This is a genomic window from Variovorax sp. EL159 (assembly GCF_900100965.1).
In the GTDB taxonomy this organism is placed as follows: Bacteria; Pseudomonadota; Gammaproteobacteria; order Burkholderiales; family Burkholderiaceae_C; genus Variovorax.
The window spans coordinates 325,626-345,031 of the sequence record NZ_FMUJ01000006.1; the positions used below are offsets into that span (position 1 = coordinate 325,626).

A 19,406-nucleotide genomic window follows, 5' to 3' on the forward strand; every position below is an offset into this window, starting at 1 on the left:
CCACCAACGTCAGCACCACCAATCTGACGGCGAGCCGCGGCACGATCAACACGCTGAGCGCGACCAACGTCAGCACCACCAACCTGTCGGCCGCCAGCGCCACCATCAACGCACTGACCGCCAACACGGTCAGCGCGACGACGGTGAACGCGAACACGGTGAACGCCAGCACGGTGAATGCCACCACCGGCAACTTCCAGACGATCACGGCCGCCAACGGCAACATCACGGTGCTGAACACGCAGACCGGCAACATCACCACGATCAACGCCGTGACCGGCAACGTCACGACGCTGAACGCGGGCACGGTCAACGTCACAGGCAACGTGACGGCGGGCGGCACCATCACGGCGGGCAACGGCGTGGTTGCCAACGGCCGCGTGCAGAACGTGGCTCCTGGCGTGCTGCCGACGGACGCCGCGAACATGTCGCAGTTGAACCAGGTCCGCAACGAAGTGCAGGACATGCGCAAGACCAGCAGCACCGGCGCGGCCATCGCGCTGGCCGCGGCCTCGGTGCCGGCGCTCGAAGCGGGCAAGAGCTTCGGCATCGGGGTGGGCGTGGGCTCCTACGACGGCCGCTCGGCCATCGCCGCGGCCGCCAGCTTCCGCATCGGCGAAGGTGCGCAGATCAAGGTGAACCTCGGCAGCGGCAGCAGCGGCAAGGTCGGCGGCGGTATCGGCGCCTCCTGGTCCTGGTAATCCGGCTGTGGCACTCCCGTGGCGCCCACGCGCCGCGGGAATGCCAGCGGATGAAAACGAAAGGCCGGACCCTATACTGGGTGACCGGCTTTTTCACTTGTGCGGAGGCCGGCATCCAAGCGGCCGCTCTCCTCTGACCCGTCCATCACACGGCTTCATGAACTTACCTTCTCTCGCCCCCGCTCCTTCCACACCGGCCGAAGACGCCGGCAGTCTTCTGGAACAGGGACTGACGCTGCACCGGGTAGGTCGTTTCGCCGAAGCCCTGCAGGTCTACGAGGCACTGCTGTCGCGCTTTCCGGAGCACGCCGATGCGCTGCACCTGACGGGCGAGGCACTGTACCGGCAAGGCCGCCCGAAGCTGGCGCTGAACTACGTGAACCGCGCCATCGCCCAGTCGCAGCACCCCTTCTACTTCAACACCCGCGCGACGATCTTCATGCACATGGGCCTGGCGGCCGAGGCGCAGCAAGACCTTCGCCGCGCCATCAAGGCGCTGCCGAACTACCCCGAGGCCTACGTGAACCTGTCGGCGGTCTACCGCCAGCAGAAGAAGTTCCGCCAGGCGCGCGAGGCCGCGGCCGAAGCCACGCGGCTCGCGCCGCAAGCGCCCGCGGCATGGAACAACGCCGGGGCGATCGACATGGAGCAGGACCGCTTCGACGAAGCCATCGTGCAGTTCCGCCAGGCGCTGGGGCTCGATCCGAACTACGCCGCCGCGCACAAGAACATCGGCAAGATCCGCGCGCACCAGAAGGACTGGGCCGCCGCGCTCGACTCGTACGCGCATGCCGCCGCCGATCCGCAGGATTGCGAGGCCGCATTCATGCTCTCGCGCGCGCTGCAGGCCTGCGGCCGCACCGAAGAAGCGATCGAACCCATGCAGCGCGCCATGCGCAACTGGCCGGCCGAGGAGCGCCACAAGGCGCTGGCCGACCCCGAGGGCGTGGCCGCGCTGTACGGCGTGTGCGGTGCGCTCGAGGGCGTGTCGATGCGTTTCGCCGAATCGGCCGAGCTCTACAAGCTCGCGCTCGAAAGCCTGCCCGAGCACGAACTGCTGCTGAACAACCTGGGCACGGTCAATTTCCGGCTGGGCCATTTCGACACAGCCATCGAAGTGCTGAAGAAGGCACTCGAAGTGCATCCGCGCCAGGTACTCGCACGCTGCAACCTGGGCGTGACCTACGTGATGGCCGGCCAGTCCGAGGCCGCCATCGCCGAGTTCGAGCAGTGCCTGCGCGACGACCCGGACTTCATGCCGGCCATGGTGTGGATGCTGGGCGAGAAGGCGCACATCGCCGACTGGAACGGCGTGCCCGCGCTGCGCGAGCGGATCGCGGCGCTGCTCGACAACCCGGGCAACGACCACACGGTGTCGTCGTTCATCCTGATGTCGAACTACGACGACGCGCGCCGCCTCATGAACTGGACGCAGCGCTCCGCCCTGCTGGCCGACCGCAACGCGGCCATCAGGCCTTTTGCCGGCGCGGGCGCCCGCCGCACCTCGCCGCGCATCCGCGTGGGCTACTACTCGTTCGACTTCCGCAACCACCCGGTCGCGCACCTGACGGCCGAGCTCTACGGCCAGCACGACCGCCAGGACTTCGAAGTCTTCATCTACTCCTATGGCCCGGACGACGGCCATCCCGCGCGGGCACGCATCGCGGCGTCCGTCGAGCATTTCGTCGACCTGCAGGGCCAGTCGATCCAGCAGATGGCCGAGCGCATCCGCGAAGACGAGATCGACATCCTGGTGGACCTCTCGGGCGACACGCGCGGCGCCAAGCCGCAGGTGCTGGCCTACCACGCGGCGCCCGCGCAGCTCATGTGGCTGGGCTACATGGGCACCAGCGGTACGCCGAACTACGACTACCTGGTGTCCGACAACTACCTCTCGCCACCGGGCACGGAAGACTGCTACTCCGAAAAGCTGCTGCGCCTGCCCGAGACCTTCCAGGTGATCGACACCAAGCGTCCCACCAACCCGCACAAGCCCACGCGCGCCGAGCACGGCCTGCCCGAAGACGCCTTCGTGCTGTGCAACTTCTCGCAGTCCTTCAAGATCCAGCCCGAGACCTTCGAGGCGTGGGTACGCATCGTGCAGGGCATCCCGAACTCGGTGCTGTGGCTGGCGCAAGGGCCCAACGGCTTCGAGCACAACCTGCGCGCGCACTGGGAGAAGGCCGGCCTCGCGGCCGAGCGGCTGATCGTGTCGCCGCGCATGCCGGTCGACCAGCATCTGGCGCGCATCGGCCTGGCCGACCTGTTCATCGACACCTTCCCCTACAGCAGCGGCGCCACCGCGAACGACGTGCTGTGGTCGGGCGTGCCGCTGCTGGCGCTCACGGGCACGACGATGGTGTCGCGCATGGCGGGCAGCCTGCTGGGCGCCATCGGGCTGCCGGAACTGGTGGCCACGAACCACGACGAATATGTGCACAAGGCCATCCACTACGCCACGCATCCCGACGAACTGGCCGCACTGCGCGCACGGCTCGTCGCGGCCAAGGATGCACGCAGCGGCTACTTCGACACGCCGCGCTTCGTGCGTCATCTCGAGGACGGCTACAGGCAAATTGCCACGCGCAGTCGTGAAGGGCTGCCGGCGGATCACGTCAGCGTTGCGCTGCGTCCTCAGGAGAAGTGAGCAATCGCGGGCATACTCGGCACTCCTTCAACAGCAGAGCTCCAGCAGCCTTTTGAATCATGAGCATCCTCAGTGAATTCAAGGAATTTGCCGTCAAGGGCAATGTCATCGACCTCGCGGTCGGTGTGATCATCGGTGCCGCGTTCGGCAAGATCGTCGACTCGCTCGTGGCCGACATCATCATGCCGCTGGTCGGCGTGGTGTTCGGCAAGCTCGACTTCTCGAACCTCTACGTGGTGCTGGGCACTGCACCGGCCGGCGTGGCCAACACGCTGGCAGACCTCAAGAAGGCTGGCGTTCCGGTGCTGGCCTATGGCAACTTCATCACCATCGCGGTCAACTTCGTGATCCTCGCCTTCATCATCTTCATGATGGTCAAGCAGATCAACAGGCTGAGGAAGACCGAAGCCGAGGCGCCCGCCGCACCGGCCGCCACGCCGGAAGACATCACGCTTCTGCGCGAAATCCGCGACAGCCTCAAGCGATAACTGTTGCCGATCTTTGGGTGAGCCGGGTGACGCGCACTTCGTGTCGCGTTGCCCTCTCACTCCCTTCGCCTCGACGAGGGGAATCAACCGACCGGCCATGCGCCGGTTCCGCGTTACCTCAAGAACTGCTGGCTGAAAGCTTGCGCGCCATGCGCAGTGCCTCGACGAGGCTCGACGCATCGGCAAGGCCGGTGCCCGCGATATCGAACGCGGTGCCGTGATCGGGGCTGGTCCGCACCAGCGGAAGCCCCAGCGTCACGTTCACGCCCTTCTCCACGCCAAGGTACTTGACCGGGATCAAACCCTGGTCGTGGTACATCGCGATCACCACATCGAACTCGCCGCTGGACGGCACGCCGGCCTTGGCGCGCGCGCGCATGAACACCGTGTCGGGCGCATGCGGGCCGTTGGCGTCGATGCCTTCGGCGCGCGCGGCCTCGATGGCCGGCAGGATGATCTCGCGCTCTTCCGACCCGAAGAGGCCGCCCTCGCCCGCATGCGGGTTCAGGCCCGCGACGCCGATGCGCGGCGCGCGGCCCAGCGCATGGCTCAACGCACGGTGCGTGATGCGCAGCGTCTCGAGCACGCCTTCGAAGCGCACCGCCTCGATGGCATGGCGCAGCGACATGTGGATGCTGACGAGCACGGTGCGCAACTCGTCGTTGGCCAGCATCATGCGCACAGGCACGTCGGCCACGCTGCGTCCCAGGTGCGCGGCTGCTTCGGCCTGCAGCAACTCGGTGTGGCCCGGGTACGGAAAGCCGGCGGCCGACAGCGCCTCCTTGTGCAGCGGCGCGGTCACGATGGCCGCGATTTCACCGCGCAGCGCGGCCCGCGCGGCCCAGACCACGCATTCGCCCGCCACGCGCCCGGCCTCGGCGCTGATGTGCCCCAATTCGATATGAGTGGGCGGAGCGATCACCTGCAAGACCGGGATGCAGCCGGGCGGTACCGTCGCCGCCTCGGCGACGGATTCGATCTCCAGCACCGGCCACGCCAGTTGCCCCGGCGAGGCCAAGGCTTGCGATGCCCGACGCAAGGTGCCGACATCACCCGCGACGAAAGTGCCATGCGTCGCATCAGGCGCATCGCGAAACGCCTTGACGATGATCTCCGGGCCGATGCCCGCGGGATCGCCCAGCGTGATGGCGATGGCTTCGCTCACTGGATGGCCCTCGTGCGCCGCATGGCTGCGGTACGCGCTGGCATGGGAAGGCTGTGTGGCGCTCATGCCGGGTTGTCGATGTCGATGAATTCGTGCGCCAGGCCAAGCTGTGCCGCCACGTGCCCGGCCACCGCCGGCGCGCCGTAACGCTCGGTCGCATGGTGGCCGCAGGCGAGAAAGGCGACGCCCATCTCGCGCGCGTAATGGGCCTGGGGCTCCGAGATCTCGCCGGTGATGAAGGCATCGGCGCCTGCTGCAATGGCCGCTTCGAAGTAGCCTTGGGCGCCGCCCGTGCACCAAGCTATCTTTTTAATAGCGCGATTCGCCGTATCTACAAGCGTTACGGGCCGGTTCAACACGCCTTCCACATGCGCAGCGAGCGTCTTGGCGCTGGCGAAGCTCTCGCCGTTGTTGCGCGCGCCGAGAAAACCCAGCTCCTGCTCGCCGAAGCGCCCGGCCGAACCTGCATCGGCCACGAGCCCCAGTTGCAGGCCGAGTTGCGCGTTGTTGCCCAGCTCGGGGTGCGCATCCAGCGGCAGGTGGTAGGCAAACAGATTGACGTCATTCCCCAGCAGCAGGCTCAGGCGCTGCTTCATCCAGCCGGTGACGCAGCCGTCCTGGCCGCGCCAGAACAGGCCGTGGTGCACGAAGATGGCGTCGGCTTCCGCACGGATCGCGGCCTCGATCAGCGCGCGGCTGGCGGTCACGCCCGAGACGATCTTGCGCACCACGGTGCGCCCCTCGACCTGCAGGCCGTTGGGGCCGTAGTCCTTGAAACGCCCGGGGGCCAACAGCAGGTCGAATGCGTGCAGCAGTTCATGTCGGGTGGTGCTCATCGCGACATTGTCGCGCGGCCCCAATCCCGGCCGGGCGGTGGCGTTTCCAGGCCGCGTCATTGAGGGACAATCGCATGCAGTACCGCGCCGGATGGCGCTTTCCACTGCCTTTTTCATTCAAGTTTCATGAAACGCACCTGGCTGCTCTTTGCCCAAGCCGTGACCGTCCTGCTGGCGGCCTACTTCGTCGTCGCGACGCTCAAGCCCGAATGGCTCAACAAGCGCGCGACCTCGCTGGGCGGCGTGGTGTCGATCGTCGAGGCGCCCACCGGCAACCCGGCCATTCCGACGCCCGGCAGCCTGAGCGTGCCGGCCAAGAAGGCCTCGCCAGCGGTCGTGAGCATCAACACAAGCAAGGCCGCGCAGCGCCATCCACGCAGCAACGACCCGTGGTTCCGCTTCTTCTTCGGTGACCAGGACGACCAGCCGCAAGTGGGCCTGGGCAGCGGCGTGATCGTGAGCCCCGACGGCTACATCCTCACCAACAACCACGTGGTCGAGGGCGCCGACGAGATCGAGGTCACGCTGAACGACAGCCGCCACGCGCGCGGCAAGGTGATCGGCACCGACCCCGACACTGACCTGGCCGTGCTCAAGATCGAGCTCGACAAGCTGCCTGTGATCGTCCTGGGCAACTCCGACGAACTGCAGGTGGGCGACCAGGTGCTGGCCATCGGCAACCCCTTCGGCGTGGGCCAGACCGTGACCAGCGGCATCGTCTCGGCGCTGGGCCGCAACCAGCTGGGCATCAACAACTTCGAGAACTTCATCCAGACCGATGCGGCCATCAACCCCGGCAACTCGGGCGGTGCGCTGATCGACGTCAACGGCAACCTGCAGGGCATCAACACGGCGATCTATTCGCGCTCGGGCGGCAGCATGGGCATCGGCTTTGCCATTCCGGTGTCGATGGCCAAGATCGTGCTCGAAGGGATCGTCAAGGAAGGCCAGGTGCGCCGCGGCTGGATCGGTGTCGAGCCGAACGAGCTGTCGCCCGAACTGGCCGAGACCTTCGGCGTGAAGGCGGACGCGGGCGTCATCATCACCGGCGTGCTGCAGAACGGCCCCGCCGCCAAGGCCGGCATTCGCCCGGGCGACGTGATCACCTCGGTGGGCGAGAAGAAGACTGACAACGTGCAGGCCCTGCTGACCGCGGTGGCAGGCCTGAAGCCCGGCAGCACCTCGCGGTTCGCGCTTCAGCGCGGCAGCGACAAGATGGAACTGGATGTGACACCGGGCCTGCGGCCCAAGAGCCCGGTTCGCCAAGTTCCCAACCAGCAGGAATAGGCTCGAAGAACGGGCTCGCCCCCAGGCTTCACGCACTTCGTGTCGCGTCTCCTTCCCCCTACCGGAGGCAACACCTGAGGCCCGGCAAAGCCGGTTCCTCGGTGTTTCTGGAATAGCTTTGGGGGCCGGGGCTGGAACTACTTCAGGGCCAGGGCGGCAAGCAGACGGGGCATGTGATGTGCCCCGTTACGCGCCCTGCCCTCTGATTCAGCTGGAAGCCGAATCGGCGCTTTCTTCGTCTTCGGGCTTCTTGCCCGTGCTCGCGAAGTAGCGGGCACCGATGATGCCCACCTCGTACAGCAGGCACATCGGCACCGCCAGCGCAAGCTGCGACACCACGTCGGGCGGCGTGAGCACCGCAGCCACCACGAAGGCCACCACGATGAAGTAGCCGCGGAAGGACTTCAGCTTCTCGATGGTCACCATCTCGAAACGCACCAGCAGCATCACCACGATGGGCACCTGGAAGGCGACACCAAAGGCAATGTAGAGCGAGAGGATGGCCTCGACGTACGAGGAGATGTCCGGCGTCGCCTGCACGGCGGCGGGCGCAAAACGCTGGATGAAGCTGAACATCTTGTCCAGCACGAAGAGCTGCACGAAGGCGATGCCCGCATACGCCAGCAGGCTGCCGAAGAAGATCAGCGGCAGCGCGAACTTCTTTTCGTGGCTGTAGAGGCCCGGCGCCACGAACATCCACGCCTGGTACATGAGCCAGGGCAATGCCAGCAGCACGGCCGCCATCATCAATACCTTGAGCGGCACGAAAAAGGGCGAGAACACGCCGATCGCGATCAGCTTCGCGTCGTGCGGCATGTGGGCCTTGATCGGCATGGCGATCAGGTCGATCAGCCCGCCCGGGCCGGGCCAGATGGCCAGCAGGATGCCCGCGACCACGAGGCCATAGACGCAATACAGCAGGCGGTCGCGAAGCTCGACCAGGTGCGCCACGAACGGCTGTTCGGTGCCCGCCAGCTCGTCTTCTTTGTCTTTGTTCTTGTTGTCGGAATCGGCCATTGGAAAAGAAGAAAGCGTGACGTCGGCCGGCGTGCGGCGCACGAACAACGCGGTGGTGGGGGTGCGCTAGTTGATCTTGTGGGGGCGGAAACGGGCAACCCGCGCCGCACCCGACAGCGCCTTGGTGCGCACGCCGTTGCGCGCCTTGTACCACTGCGGCGTGGCGCCCTGCTTCAGGCGCCAGTTCTTGCGGGGGTGCCTGTATTCGGGCACCGAAGGCTCGGGCTCGGCCAGCGCCGAAAGCGTTTCGCCCGAGCCGGAAAACTGCTTCTCGAATTCGCTCGCACCGGCGTGGATGCTGTGCTCGACGTCGCGCGCGGCATCCTCGACCGTGGTCTTCATCTTGCGCAGCTCGTCGAGCTCCATCGAACGATTGACTTCGGCCTTGACGTCGTTCACGTAGCGCTGGGCCTTGCCGAGCAAGGTGCCGACGGTGCGCGCCACGCGCGGCAGCTTCTCCGGACCGATGACGATCAGCGCCACGACGCCGATCAGCGCCAGCTTCTCAATGCCGAGGTCGAGCACGTGCGGTCCGCGCTCAGGACTTCTGACGCGCTTCGACGTCGATCGCCGACTTGTCGCCGTTGGCCGGCTGGCCGGTCACTTGCTGGGCGGGGGCCGACGAGGCGGCGGGGGCATCGGACGAGGCACCGTCCTTCATGCCGTCCTTGAAGCCCTTGACGGCGCCACCAAGGTCCGAACCCATGTTCCGCAGCTTCTTGGTGCCGAAGATCATGACCACGACGAGCAGCACGATCAGCCAGTGCCAGATAGAAAAAGAACCCATGGAAGACTCCTAAGAATGTGTCCGATTTTAGTCGGGCGGAATGTGACAGTTTGGCTTAATGCCGCTCAGCCGCGAAGCCACGGCCGGGGACCGCCCATGACATGGACATGGAGATGGTGAACCTCCTGTCCGCCCTCGGCACCCGTGTTGACGACGACCCGGTAGCCGCCGTCGGGATACGGCCGGCAGCCCTGCTCCAGCGCCAGCTTGGGCGCCAGGGTCATGATCTTGCCCATCAGCGCCGCGTCGTCGGGTGTCAGCTGGGCCATCGAGGCGATGTGCTTCTTGGGCACCAGCATGAAATGCACCGGCGCCCAGGGGGCGATGTCGTGAAAGCCGAACAGGTCGTCGTCTTCGTAGACCTTGCGCGAGGGGATCTTGCCCTCGATGATTTTGCAGAAAACGCAGTTCGGATCAGATGACATCTTTGGGTTCCATGGGGCGGCCGTCGTTCATGCGGATCATGCCTTTCACGATCCGGTAGAGGAACCACAGCGAAATCAGGCTCCAGGCGATCCAGCCGGGCACGAAGAGCAGCAGCCAGAGCCATGCGGTCAGAAGGTAGGCCAGGCCGGCCCACAGCACCGAGCGGATGCGCCAGCTGAAGTGCGAGGCCTGCCAGGTGCCGGCCGCGTCCTCGCGCTTCACGAAGTCGATGACCAGCGCCACCAGGAGCAGCAGCACCGAGGCCTGCGCCCCGGGCAGCACCGCGCCGATGGCCACGATCAGGTGCAGGATGTAGCTCACCCAGCCCCAGGTCTTGAGGGAGTCGTCGGGTTCCACGTTCACGATGTCGTTGGCCATGGGATGTCGTCCTTTCAGTCGTTGCCAGCCTCGCGGGCGTGCACCTTGCGCAAGGCCTTTTCCTCGATGCCGCTGGTGCCTTCGCGGCGCTCGAGCTCCGCGACGACATCGGCCGGCGAGAAGCCGTAGTGCGCGAGCGCCACCATGGTGTGGAACCACAGGTCGGCCACTTCGTTCACTATTTTCGAGCGGTCGCCGCCGTGGTCGGCGTCTTTCGCGGCCATCACGACCTCGGTGGCTTCCTCGCCGATCTTCTTGAGGAAGGCATCGGGGCCCTTGTGCAGCAGGCGCGCGACGTAGCTCTTCTCGGGGTCGCCGCCGCGCGCGGGCAACCGGGTCTCGATGACCGCGGCCAGGCGTGCGAGGGCGTCGGAGGTGTTCACGGCGGCCGTCATTTGTAGATCGACTCCGGGTCTTTCAAGACCGGCTCGACCACGGTCCACTGGCCCTTTTCGTACTTGCTGAAAAAGCAGCTGTGGCGGCCGGTGTGGCAGGCGATGCCGGGCTCGTGGCCCAGCTGGGTGACCTTGAGCAGCACCACGTCATTGTCGCAATCGAGGCGGATCTCGTGCACGGTCTGCACGTGGCCCGATTCCTCGCCCTTGAACCACAGCTTGTTGCGCGAGCGGCTGAAATACACCGCACGGCCCAGCTCGGCGGTCTTTTCGAGCGCCTCGCGGTTCATCCAGGCGAACATCAGCACGTCGTTGCTGCCTTGTTCCTGCGCGATCACGGGCACCAGCCCGTTCGCGTCCCATTTCACTTCATCGAGCCAATTCATCGGCATATTGTCGGGGATAGAAAAAGACCCTTGAAGCTCAGCTGCGCACAGGGATACCGCGCTCGGCCATGCGGGCCTTGGCTTGCCCGACCGTGTATTCGCCGTAGTGAAAGATGCTGGCGGCCAGCACCGCATCGGCGCCGCCGATCTGGATGCCGTCGGCCAGGTCGTCGAGGTTGCCGACCCCGCCCGATGCAATCACCGGCACGTCGACCGCGTCGCTCACCGCGCGGGTCAGCGCCAGGTCGAAGCCGCTCTTGGTGCCGTCGCGGTCCATGCTGGTCAGCAGGATCTCGCCCGCGCCCCGGCGAACCATCTCGGTGGCCCATTCGACGGCATCGAGGCCGGTGTTCTTGCGGCCACCATGGCTGTACACGTCCCACCCCGCGCCGCGCGTGGCCGCATCTTCGGGGCTGCGGCGCTTGGCATCGATGGCCACCACGATGCATTGCGCACCGTACTTCTGCGAGGCGTCGTTGATCACCCGCGGGTCGGCGATTGCGGCCGAGTTGAAGCTGGTCTTGTCGGCCCCCGCATTGAGCAGGCGCCGCACGTCCGCCACGGTGCGCACGCCGCCGCCCACGGTCAGCGGAATGAAGACCTGCGAAGCCACCGCCTCGATGATCGGCAGGATCAGGTCGCGGCCATCGCTGGTGGCGGTGATGTCGAGAAAGGTGAGCTCGTCGGCGCCTTGCGCGTTGTAGCGCGCGGCGATTTCCACCGGGTCGCCGGCATCGCGCAGCTCAAGGAAGTTGACACCCTTGACGACACGACCACCGGTGACGTCGAGGCAGGGAATGATGCGTTTGGCAAGCATGGGAATGAACCGGTAAGAAGTCAGAGAACGCGAAGCTGTTGCCAGCCCTGCCATTGGGCGCCGGGTGCCAGCAGCACCGGCTCGTCGATGCGCGCCGCTTCGACGCACAGCATGTGGCGATAGCCGTCTTCGGGCATGTCGGCGAGTTTCGCACCGAGCAGCGCGCCCGGGTTCCAGACCACGGTTTCGCTGCAGCTCGTGCTTTGTGCGATCTCGAGGGTACCGCCGGGCTGCACCAGCCGCAGCGGCGTGGCCGGCGCGCCATAGACGCTGTCGAATTCGGCATCGAAGTGCAGCGCCGACGCGGTTTCCACATGGCGGTCGTCCCGCAGCGAATCCCATCGGTTGGCACCCTGCAGGCCTTAGAGGCGAACCGTGGCGATGTCGTCGACACGCAGATAGGTGTGCAGCGCCGCGGCGAAGGTCCAGGGCGCGCGGTCGATGTTGGTCAGGGTGAGCGCCGTGCGCAGCTGGCCTGCGGACAGCGTGACGTCGAGCCGTGCCTCAAAAGCGTGCGGCCAGATCTTTCGGGTGGCTTCGCTGTCGCGCAACATCAGTCGCAGCGTATCGGACGTGCCCGCGGCCTCTTGCACCCAAGGCAAATTGCGCATGAACCCATGCTTGGGCAACATGCCGCGCTGGTTGAACTGAGGGCAGCAAATGGGCACGCCGCCGCGGATGGCGGCCTGCCCATCGAACACGGCGCGCGGGCTCAAATAGAGCCTTTCCACTGTGTCGGCCGTGGTCCAGGACAACACTTGCGCACCGTGCAGAGCCACTGTGAGGTGGCTTCCGTCGGCACCTGTGGCACGCAATGCGGGCTGGCCGCGAAACTCGATCGAGCTGATTTCCATGTGAGGAATTGTAGGCAGCGGGCGCTTCATGGCATGGATTTGGCATCAGGCCATTGCGTGCACGGGGCCTTCTTGGATACCCTGTGACTGCTTGCATCAGGAGACAAACGTGCAAGTCGGTCCCGTGCATACGAGAAAATCACTCCGACACAACAAAAGGGGATACGCATGAAGAAAAAGCTGCCGATGGCCGCCTGGATCCTGATTGCCATGGTGCTTGGCATCTTCATCGGCTACATGATCTTCACGAGCTTTCCGAACAAGAGCTCCGTCAAGGAAATCGCAGACTACGTCTCCATCATCTCGGACGTGTTCCTGCGCCTCATCAAGATGCTGATCGGGCCGCTGGTGTTTTCCACGCTGGTGGTGGGCATCGCGCACATGGGCGATGCCAAGTCGGTGGGCCGCGTGTTCGGCAAGTCGCTGGGCTGGTTCATCACCGCATCGCTGATCTCGCTGATCATCGGCCTGGTCATGGCCAACCTGCTCAAGCCCGGCGAAAACCTCGGGCTGCCGCTGCCGGACATCGGGGCCTCGACCAACCTGGCCACCTCGAAGTTCACCTTCCGGGATTTCGTCTATCACGCGGTGCCGCGCTCCTTCATCGAGGCGCTGGCCAACAACGAGATCCTGCAGATCGTGGTGTTCTCGATGTTCTTCGGCGTCGCCCTCGCCTCGCTCGGCGACAAGGCCAAGACGCTGGTGGCGGCCATCGAAGAACTCTCGCACGCCATGCTCAAGATCACGGGCTACGTGATGAAGCTCGCGCCGCTGGCCGTGATGGCCGCCATGGCCGCCACCGTGGCGGTGAATGGCCTGGGCATCCTGATCAAGTTCGCCGTGTTCATGGGCGACTTCTACCTGGGCCTCTTCGTGCTGTGGGGCGTGCTGGTGCTGGCGGGCTTCGTGTTCCTCGGGCCGCGCGTGTTCAAGCTGCTGGTGCTCATCAAGGAGGCCTTCCTGCTGTCCTTTGCCACTGCAAGCTCCGAGGCCGCCTACCCCAAGATCCTGCAGGCGCTCGACCGCTTCGGCGTCAAGCGCAAGATCTCGAGCTTCGTGATGCCGATGGGGTACTCGTTCAACCTCGACGGCTCGATGATGTACTGCACCTTCGCCGTGCTGTTCATCGCGCAGGCCTACAACATCCACATGCCGATCAGCACGCAGGTCACCATGCTGCTGATCCTGATGCTCACCTCGAAGGGCATGGCCGGCGTGCCACGCGCCTCGCTGGTGGTGATCGCCGCCACGCTGAACCACTTCGACATCCCCGAGGCCGGCCTGCTGCTGATCCTGGGCGTCGACACCTTCCTCGACATGGGCCGCTCGGCCACCAACGCGGTGGGCAACTCCATTGCCACCGCGGTGGTCGCCAAGTGGGAGGGCGAGCTGCTCTCCGAGAGCGATGCCGAGGTCAACGCCCGGGCGCTGGACGCGGAAAGCGAAGCCACCCTCGCCCACCCGGCCCACGCATGAGCCACGCCATGAAGCGCCAAGGCCCGTTGTCGCTGCCGCGTTTCCTGGCCACTCTGCTGCTGGCGGCCACGGCCCTTGCCGCGGGGACGGCGGCGCAGGCGCAAGACCAGGGCCTCGCCGCACTGACCGGCACCCTGGCCAAGGCGCGCGAAACCGGCGCCATCACCATCGGCTACCGCGAGTCGTCGGTGCCCTTCTCGTACCTCAATGCGCGCAAGGAGCCCATCGGCTATTCGATCGAGCTCTGCCGCTCACTGGTGACGGCCATCGAGGACGCGGTGAACAAGAGCCTCACGATCAAGTGGGAGCCCGTGACTTCCGACTCCCGCATCGATGCGGTTGCGAGCGGCAAGGTCGACCTGGAATGCGGCTCGACCACCAACAACCTCGAACGCCAGAAGCGCGTGAGCTTCTCGCCGACGATGTTCGTCTCGGGCACCAAGGTGCTGGTCAAGAAGGGCTCGCCGATCAAGTCCTTCCGCGATCTGGCCGGCAAGAAGGTGGCCGTGACGGCCGGCACCACCAACGAAAAAACGCTGCGCGACCTGTCCGAGAAATTCAAGCTCGGCATCCAGCTGCAGGTGGCGCGCGACCACGCCGAATCATTCGGCCTCGTGAAGAGCGGCCAGGCCGATGCCTTCGCCACCGACGACGTACTGCTCTACGGCCTGATCGCGCAAGATACCGCCAAGGCCGACTACGAGGTGGTCGGCGACTTCCTCTCCTATGACCCCTACGGGATCATGTACCGCAAGGGCGACGCGCAACTGAACAAGCTCGTCATCGACACCTTCCAGGTGCTGGCAGAAGACGGTGAGATCGACCGGCAGTACAAGCGCTGGTTCCTGCGCAAGCTGCCTTCGGGCGAGAGCCTCAACCTGCCGATGAGCGCGCAGCTCGAGACGATCATCCAGACGATGAAGGTGAAGGCCGAATAGGGCCGGATAACGTCGAACAGGCCGACGCCGCCCTAGCGCGCCGGCCACTCCCAGCGCGGAATCTCGCTCATGTCGAGGTTCGCGATGCGGGTTTCGCCGAACTGCTTTTCGAGCACCACCGATTGCAGGTCTTCGCTGTCTTCGAGCGCCGCGATCAGCCGGGCGGCGTGCGACACCACGATCACCTGCGACCCGCGTGCCGCCTGGGCGATGAGGCGCCCGAGCGCGGGCAGCAGGTCGGGGTGCAGGCTGGTTTCGGGCTCGTTGAGCACCAACAGCGACGGCGGCCGAGGCGTGAGCAGCGCGGCGATCCAAAGCAGGTAGCGCAGCGTGCCGTCCGACAGCTCGGCAGCGGTCAGCGGGCGCAGCAGGCCGTGCTGGTGCATCAGGGTCTCGAAGCGGTCCTCGGCCACACGGATCTCGATGCGGGCGCCGGGGAAGGCATCGTCGACGGCACGGTCGAGCGCCTCGTCGTCGCCGATCTCGCGGATGGTCTGCAAGGCCGCGGCCAGGTCGGCGCCGTCGTTGGCGAGCACCGGCGTGTAGGTGCCCAGTTGCGGCTGGCGCGCGGGCGCGTCGGCGTCGGAGCGGAAGTGATCGTAGAAGCGCCACGAGCGCATCTGCTCGCGCAGCGTGAGCATCTCGGGGGCCGCGTGCGGGTCGGCGTACTCGGTCATCATGCTGGCGAAGGCGGGGATGGGGCGGCCGACGGCCTGCCAGCTCTTGCCCTCGCGCAGGCGCAACGCGGCGCCTTTGCGATCGACCAGTTGCGCCGCGGGCCGAAGCAATGGACCGCTCCAGATGGCTTCGTGCTTGATTTCAGGATCGTGCGAGAAGGCCGTTGGCGGCATCGGCGGCGACGGCGGGGGTAGACCAATATCGATGGCGTAGCCGAACTCGTCGGATTCGCTGCCGGCAAACCCGAGCTTTAGAGCAACGGGCTCGTTGCGTCTCGTACCTTGCACCGGCAACTCGCCCCGCCGCATTGCCGCCGAGAAGCGCTCTGGCCCCGCCCAGAGCGTGGAAGAAAGCCCGCCCTCGCGCACCAGCGAACGGATCACGCCGCCGTTGGCGATGTCGGCCAGCAGCCGCATCGCGCGGTACACGCTCGACTTGCCGCTGCCGTTGGCGCCCGTCACGACCGTGAGCCGGCCGAGCGGCACCGTCAGCTGTCGCAGCGAACGGTAGTTGGCGATGGCGAGCGCGGAGAGCACGCGCTACAGGAAGTACGGGCTGGAAGAAGGCGTCAGGCGCCGGCCAGCTCGTCCGCGCGCGCCTGGGCGGCGGCGAAATCGAGGTCGCCCGAGTAGATGGCGCGTCCGCAGATCACGCCCTCGACGCCATCGGATTCGACCGCGCAGAGCTGGTCGATGTCGGCCATGTTCGAGAGGCCGCCCGAGGCGATCACCGGAATGGTCAGTGCCTGCGCGAGCTTGACGGTGGCTTCGATGTTGATGCCCGAGAGCATGCCGTCGCGGCCGATGTCGGTGTAGATGATCGACTCGACGCCGTAGTCCTCGAACTTCTTGCCCAGGTCGGCCACCTCGTGGCCCGTGAGCTTGCTCCAGCCATCGGTGGCGACCTTGCCGTCCTTGGCGTCGAGGCCCACGATGATGTGGCCGCCGAAGGCGCTGCAGGCGTCCTTCAGGAAGCCCGGGTTCTTGACCGCGGCGGTGCCGATGATCACGTAGCGCAGGCCGTCGTCGATGTAGCGCTCGATGGTGTCGAGGTCGCGGATGCCGCCGCCGAGCTGCACCGGGATGTCGTCGCCGACTTCTTTCAGGATCGCCTTGATGGCCGCGTGGTTCTGCGGCTTGCCGGCGAAGGCGCCATTCAGATCGACCAGGTGCAGCCGCCGTGCGCCGGCATCGACCCACTTGCGGGCCATGGCGGCGGGGTCTTCGCTGAAGATGGTGGACTGGTCCATGTCGCCCTGTTTGAGGCGAACGCAATGGCCGTCTTTGAGATCAATGGCGGGAATGAGGAGCATGGAAGTGGCGCGAGTATGCGAAATCCGGGCTGCAAAAGGTTCGGCCCGGTCGGAAATGGATGATCAGGGATTCCAGTGGAGGAAATTTCGATAGAGCTGCAACCCTTGGTCCGCACTCTTCTCCGGGTGGAACTGGGTTGCAAAAATGTTATCGCGTGCGATGGCCGCGGTAAAGCGGGCACCGTAGTCCGCCTCGCCCACGCTGTGCCGGGCGTCGGTCGGCCGGGCGTAGAAGCTGTGCACGAAGTAGAAATAGCTCTGGTCGGGAATGCCCGCCCACACCGCGTGCGGCTGGGCCTGGCGCACCTGGTTCCAGCCCATCTGCGGCACCTTGAAGCGGCTGCCGTCGGACTGCAGGCGCCCGGCCAGCTCGAACTTGAGGACATCGCCCGGAATGAGGCCCAGGCCGTCGGTCGGCCCTTCGTCGCTGTGCGACAGCAGCATCTGCATGCCGACGCACACGCCGAACAGCGGCTTGCTGGCCGCCGCCTCGAGCACCGACTCCTGCAGGCCGGAGTCGCGCAGCTCGCGCATGCAGTCGGGCATGGCGCCCTGCCCCGGCAGCACCACGCGGGTGGCCTTGCGCACCACGTCCGGGTCGGAGGTGACGAAGACCTGCACGCCGACCTGATCGGCCGCATGCCGCACGGCCTGCGAGACGGAGTGCAGGTTGCCCATGCCGTAGTCGACGACAGCGACGGTGTTGTCTGCAGATTTCATGGCTGTTCGCTGGAGAGTTTCAGAGCGAACCCTTGGTCGAAGGAATGACGCCGACGGAACGCGGATCGAGTTCCAGCGCGCCGCGCATGGCACGGGCAAAAGCCTTGAACACGGTCTCGCACTGGTGATGCGCGTTCACGCCCTTGAGGTTGTCGATGTGCAGCGTGACGAAGGCGTGGTTGACGAAGCCCTGGAAGAACTCGTAGGTGAGCTGGCTGTCGAAGGTGCCGATCATGCCGCTGGTGAAGGGCACGTGCATCACGAGGCCGGGGCGGCCCGAGAAGTCGATGACCACGCGGCTCAGTGCTTCGTCGAGCGGCACATAGGCATGGCCGTAGCGGCGAATGCCCTTCTTGTCGCCGATGGCCTGGGCCACGGCCTGGCCGAGGGTGATGCCGACGTCTTCCACCGTGTGGTGGCCGTCGATGTGCAGGTCGCCCTGGCAGTCGATGTCGAGGTCGATCAGGCCATGGCGGGCGATCTGGTCGAGCATGTGGTCGAAGAAGCCGATGCCGGTGGAAAGCTTGGCCTTGCCGGTGCCGTCGAGGTTGACGCTGACGGTGATCTTCGTCTCGGCGGTGTTGCGGGTGACCGTCGCTGTGCGATCGGCGTTGCCCGGAGTGGTGGGGGTGGTCATAGTGAGGCTTCGAGTGCCGCGAGCATCCGCGCATTCTCGTCGGCCGTTCCGACGGTGAGGCGCAGGCAATTTGCCAGCAGTTCGTGCATTTTAGAAACGTTCTTCACCAGAACCCCGTGTGCCTTCATGCCTTCGAAGGTCTTGGCGGCATCGGGCACGCGCAAAAGCACCATGTTGGCGTCGCTGGGCCAGGTCTTGACGCCCGGCAGCCGGCCAAGGCCCGTCATCAGGCGCTCGCGCTCCTCGCGGATCTGCGCAGCCTGGGCCTCGAACACTTCGGCATGCTCCAGCGCGAACAAAGCGCACTCGCAGTTGAGCACGCTGATGTTGTAGGGCGGGCGCACCTTGTCGATCTCGGCGATCAGCGCGGCCGGCCCCATGAGGTAGCCCAGCCGGATGCCGGCCAGGCCGAACTTGCTGAGCGTGCGCATCAGCAGCACGTGGCCGTGCCCGGCGAGCCGGTCGATGTAGCTGCGGGCAGCGAAGGGCTGGTAGGCCTCGTCGATCACCACCAGGCCGCCTTGCGCGCCCTGGGCCTGCACGATCTTCTCGATGGCGGCGTCGTCCCAGAGGTTGGCGGTCGGGTTGTTCGGGTAGGCCAGGTAGACGATGGCGGGCTTCTCGCGCGCGATGGCGGCCAGCATGGCGGCCTCGTCGAGCTCGAAGTCGGCCGTGAGCGGCACGCCGAGGAAGCGCAGGCCCTGCAGCTGCGCGCTCATGGCGTACATCACGAAACCGGGCACCGGCGCCAGCACGGTGGCGCCGGGCAGGTCGCAGGCAATGGCCAGCAGCGAGATCAATTCATCGGAGCCGTTGCCCAGCATCAGGCTGAAGCCTTCGGGCATCTGCGCATGCGCGGCCAGTGCGCGCTGCAAGTCGGCGCCACGGTCGCCCGGGTAACGGTTCAGTGCCAGCGCGCCGAGCCGCGCGCCCAGTTCGGCCTGCAGCGCTGGCGGCAGGCCGAAGGGGTTTTCCATCGCGTCGAGCTTGATGAAGCCGCGCGCGTCCTGCACCGCATAGGCATGCATGGACTGCACGTCGGCGCGGATGCGTTGAAGGGAGCGGGCGGTATCAGGAGCGGTCATCGGGTGCAGCGGTAGCTGTTGCGGAGGGCGCCGGACATGACCAGTTGCACGGGCATGTCGGCTTCATAACTGTCGGCGTTGCGGCTCAGCTCGGTCTGGTAGAGCGAGCGGGCCATGGAGGGTTCGAGGCGGCGGCCCTCGACGCAGAACAAGGGCTTCTGGCCATTGCGCTGCGACGATTCGACGCCTTCGCGCAGACCTTCGAGCACGCCGACGAGGTAGTAGCTGGCGTAGGCCTTGCCCTCCTTCTCGGTGGCTTCGAGCGTGCGCAGTTCACGGATGCTCATGGCCTGTGCGCCGGCACCGGCCGCCAGTGCGAGCAACAGCACCGACAGGCGCGGCAGCAGCAGGACGGCGGTGCGCTTCATGGGCTTCG

22 protein-coding genes and 1 pseudogene are annotated in these 19,406 nt (G+C 66.1%); 6 read left to right on the top strand and 17 right to left on the bottom strand.

The genetic code is table 11. The features are described from left to right. From BLQ28_RS25460 to mscL, 3 genes are all read left to right on the top strand, one after another. On the top strand, positions 1 to 701 hold a 701-nt coding region (locus BLQ28_RS25460; RefSeq protein WP_176801223.1), incomplete at its 5' end, for a YadA-like family protein. Positions 702 to 858: 157 nt separating this feature from the next. After that, positions 859 to 3,348 carry a tetratricopeptide repeat protein gene (locus BLQ28_RS25465; RefSeq protein ID WP_093246043.1) on the top strand — a complete coding sequence of 830 codons (2,490 nt, stop codon included), beginning with the start codon at positions 859 to 861 and terminating at the stop codon, positions 3,346 to 3,348. Between the two features lie 59 nt (positions 3,349 to 3,407). Then, the gene (gene mscL / locus BLQ28_RS25470) at positions 3,408 to 3,836 is read left to right on the top strand and encodes a large conductance mechanosensitive channel protein MscL (protein WP_093246044.1); all 429 of its coding nucleotides are present in this window, start codon (positions 3,408 to 3,410) and stop codon (positions 3,834 to 3,836) included. Positions 3,837 to 3,954: 118 nt separating this feature from the next. Here mscL and pdxA read toward each other — a convergent pair whose 3' ends face one another. Together pdxA and BLQ28_RS25480 are read right to left on the bottom strand one after the other, a co-directional pair. After that, entirely contained in the window at positions 3,955 to 5,001 is a 1,047-nt protein-coding gene (gene pdxA / locus BLQ28_RS25475) for a 4-hydroxythreonine-4-phosphate dehydrogenase PdxA (RefSeq protein WP_093246184.1), read from the bottom strand. Between the two features lie 62 nt (positions 5,002 to 5,063). Further along, the gene (locus BLQ28_RS25480; protein WP_093246186.1) at positions 5,064 to 5,837 is read right to left on the bottom strand and encodes a Nif3-like dinuclear metal center hexameric protein; all 774 of its coding nucleotides are present in this window, start codon (positions 5,835 to 5,837) and stop codon (positions 5,064 to 5,066) included. Between the two features lie 126 nt (positions 5,838 to 5,963). Here BLQ28_RS25480 and BLQ28_RS25485 point away from each other — a divergent pair, with 126 nt between their 5' ends. Further along, positions 5,964 to 7,124 (top strand): trypsin-like peptidase domain-containing protein, encoded by a 1,161-nt coding sequence (locus BLQ28_RS25485; protein WP_093246046.1) that lies wholly within the window; start codon positions 5,964 to 5,966, stop codon positions 7,122 to 7,124. Positions 7,125 to 7,331: 207 nt separating this feature from the next. On the opposite strand, the gene tatC is transcribed toward BLQ28_RS25485, so the two are convergent. The 9 genes and pseudogenes from tatC to BLQ28_RS25530 all read right to left on the bottom strand — a co-directional run bounded on the left by tatC (position 7,332) and on the right by BLQ28_RS25530 (position 12,184). After that, positions 7,332 to 8,141, bottom strand: coding sequence for a twin-arginine translocase subunit TatC (tatC, locus tag BLQ28_RS25490; RefSeq protein ID WP_093246187.1), 810 nt, complete (start codon positions 8,139 to 8,141; stop codon positions 7,332 to 7,334). Between the two features lie 66 nt (positions 8,142 to 8,207). Further along, positions 8,208 to 8,666 (bottom strand): Sec-independent protein translocase protein TatB, encoded by a 459-nt coding sequence (gene tatB / locus BLQ28_RS25495; RefSeq protein WP_093246047.1) that lies wholly within the window; start codon positions 8,664 to 8,666, stop codon positions 8,208 to 8,210. Positions 8,667 to 8,679: 13 nt separating this feature from the next. Next, positions 8,680 to 8,928 (bottom strand): Sec-independent protein translocase subunit TatA, encoded by a 249-nt coding sequence (gene tatA, locus BLQ28_RS25500; RefSeq protein WP_093246048.1) that lies wholly within the window; start codon positions 8,926 to 8,928, stop codon positions 8,680 to 8,682. A gap of 65 nt (positions 8,929 to 8,993) precedes the next feature. Then, positions 8,994 to 9,353, bottom strand: a complete 360-nt coding sequence (locus tag BLQ28_RS25505; protein ID WP_093246050.1) for a histidine triad nucleotide-binding protein — start codon at positions 9,351 to 9,353, stop codon at positions 8,994 to 8,996. Continuing rightward, positions 9,343 to 9,732, bottom strand: a complete 390-nt coding sequence (locus BLQ28_RS25510; protein WP_093246051.1) for a DUF4870 family protein — start codon at positions 9,730 to 9,732, stop codon at positions 9,343 to 9,345. Before BLQ28_RS25510 ends, BLQ28_RS25505 begins: the two co-directional genes overlap by 11 nt. 14 nt (positions 9,733 to 9,746) lie before the next feature. Further along, positions 9,747 to 10,127 (bottom strand): phosphoribosyl-ATP diphosphatase, encoded by a 381-nt coding sequence (locus BLQ28_RS25515; protein ID WP_093246052.1) that lies wholly within the window; start codon positions 10,125 to 10,127, stop codon positions 9,747 to 9,749. Continuing rightward, entirely contained in the window at positions 10,124 to 10,513 is a 390-nt protein-coding gene (hisI, locus tag BLQ28_RS25520) for a phosphoribosyl-AMP cyclohydrolase (RefSeq protein ID WP_013539725.1), read from the bottom strand. Before hisI ends, BLQ28_RS25515 begins: the two co-directional genes overlap by 4 nt. A gap of 37 nt (positions 10,514 to 10,550) precedes the next feature. Beyond that, the gene (gene hisF / locus BLQ28_RS25525; RefSeq protein ID WP_093246053.1) at positions 10,551 to 11,330 is read right to left on the bottom strand and encodes an imidazole glycerol phosphate synthase subunit HisF; all 780 of its coding nucleotides are present in this window, start codon (positions 11,328 to 11,330) and stop codon (positions 10,551 to 10,553) included. Positions 11,331 to 11,350: 20 nt separating this feature from the next. Next, positions 11,351 to 12,184 (bottom strand): annotated as a pseudogene (locus BLQ28_RS25530) (D-hexose-6-phosphate mutarotase). Between the two features lie 168 nt (positions 12,185 to 12,352). On the opposite strand from BLQ28_RS25530, the gene BLQ28_RS25535 reads away from it, so the two are divergent. Both BLQ28_RS25535 and BLQ28_RS25540 read left to right on the top strand, forming a co-directional pair. After that, positions 12,353 to 13,660, top strand: a complete 1,308-nt coding sequence (locus BLQ28_RS25535; RefSeq protein ID WP_093246054.1) for a dicarboxylate/amino acid:cation symporter — start codon at positions 12,353 to 12,355, stop codon at positions 13,658 to 13,660. An 8-nt stretch (positions 13,661 to 13,668) separates the two neighbouring features. Beyond that, the gene (locus tag BLQ28_RS25540) at positions 13,669 to 14,598 is read left to right on the top strand and encodes an amino acid ABC transporter substrate-binding protein (protein ID WP_093246056.1); all 930 of its coding nucleotides are present in this window, start codon (positions 13,669 to 13,671) and stop codon (positions 14,596 to 14,598) included. A gap of 32 nt (positions 14,599 to 14,630) precedes the next feature. Here the strand turns inward: BLQ28_RS25540 and BLQ28_RS25545 are convergent, their stop codons facing one another. The 6 genes from BLQ28_RS25545 to BLQ28_RS25570 form a co-directional block, all read right to left on the bottom strand. Beyond that, positions 14,631 to 15,812 (bottom strand): AAA family ATPase, encoded by a 1,182-nt coding sequence (locus BLQ28_RS25545; protein WP_093246057.1) that lies wholly within the window; start codon positions 15,810 to 15,812, stop codon positions 14,631 to 14,633. 32 nt (positions 15,813 to 15,844) lie between these two features. After that, positions 15,845 to 16,588: a 1-(5-phosphoribosyl)-5-[(5-phosphoribosylamino)methylideneamino]imidazole-4-carboxamide isomerase gene (gene hisA / locus BLQ28_RS25550; protein ID WP_093246059.1), complete on the bottom strand. Its 744-nt coding sequence runs from the start codon at positions 16,586 to 16,588 to the stop codon at positions 15,845 to 15,847. Positions 16,589 to 16,651: 63 nt separating this feature from the next. Then, complete coding sequence (gene hisH / locus BLQ28_RS25555) at positions 16,652 to 17,308, bottom strand: imidazole glycerol phosphate synthase subunit HisH (RefSeq protein WP_093246061.1); 657 nt, start codon at positions 17,306 to 17,308, stop codon at positions 16,652 to 16,654. Between the two features lie 19 nt (positions 17,309 to 17,327). Beyond that, complete coding sequence (hisB, locus tag BLQ28_RS25560) at positions 17,328 to 17,945, bottom strand: imidazoleglycerol-phosphate dehydratase HisB (RefSeq protein WP_093246062.1); 618 nt, start codon at positions 17,943 to 17,945, stop codon at positions 17,328 to 17,330. Next, positions 17,942 to 19,030: a histidinol-phosphate transaminase gene (gene hisC, locus BLQ28_RS25565; protein WP_093246064.1), complete on the bottom strand. Its 1,089-nt coding sequence runs from the start codon at positions 19,028 to 19,030 to the stop codon at positions 17,942 to 17,944. The genes hisB and hisC overlap by 4 nt, the downstream gene beginning before the upstream one ends. Further along, the gene (locus BLQ28_RS25570) at positions 19,027 to 19,398 is read right to left on the bottom strand and encodes a hypothetical protein (RefSeq protein WP_093246066.1); all 372 of its coding nucleotides are present in this window, start codon (positions 19,396 to 19,398) and stop codon (positions 19,027 to 19,029) included. The genes hisC and BLQ28_RS25570 overlap by 4 nt, the downstream gene beginning before the upstream one ends. Between the last annotated feature and the right edge of the window lie 8 nt (positions 19,399 to 19,406).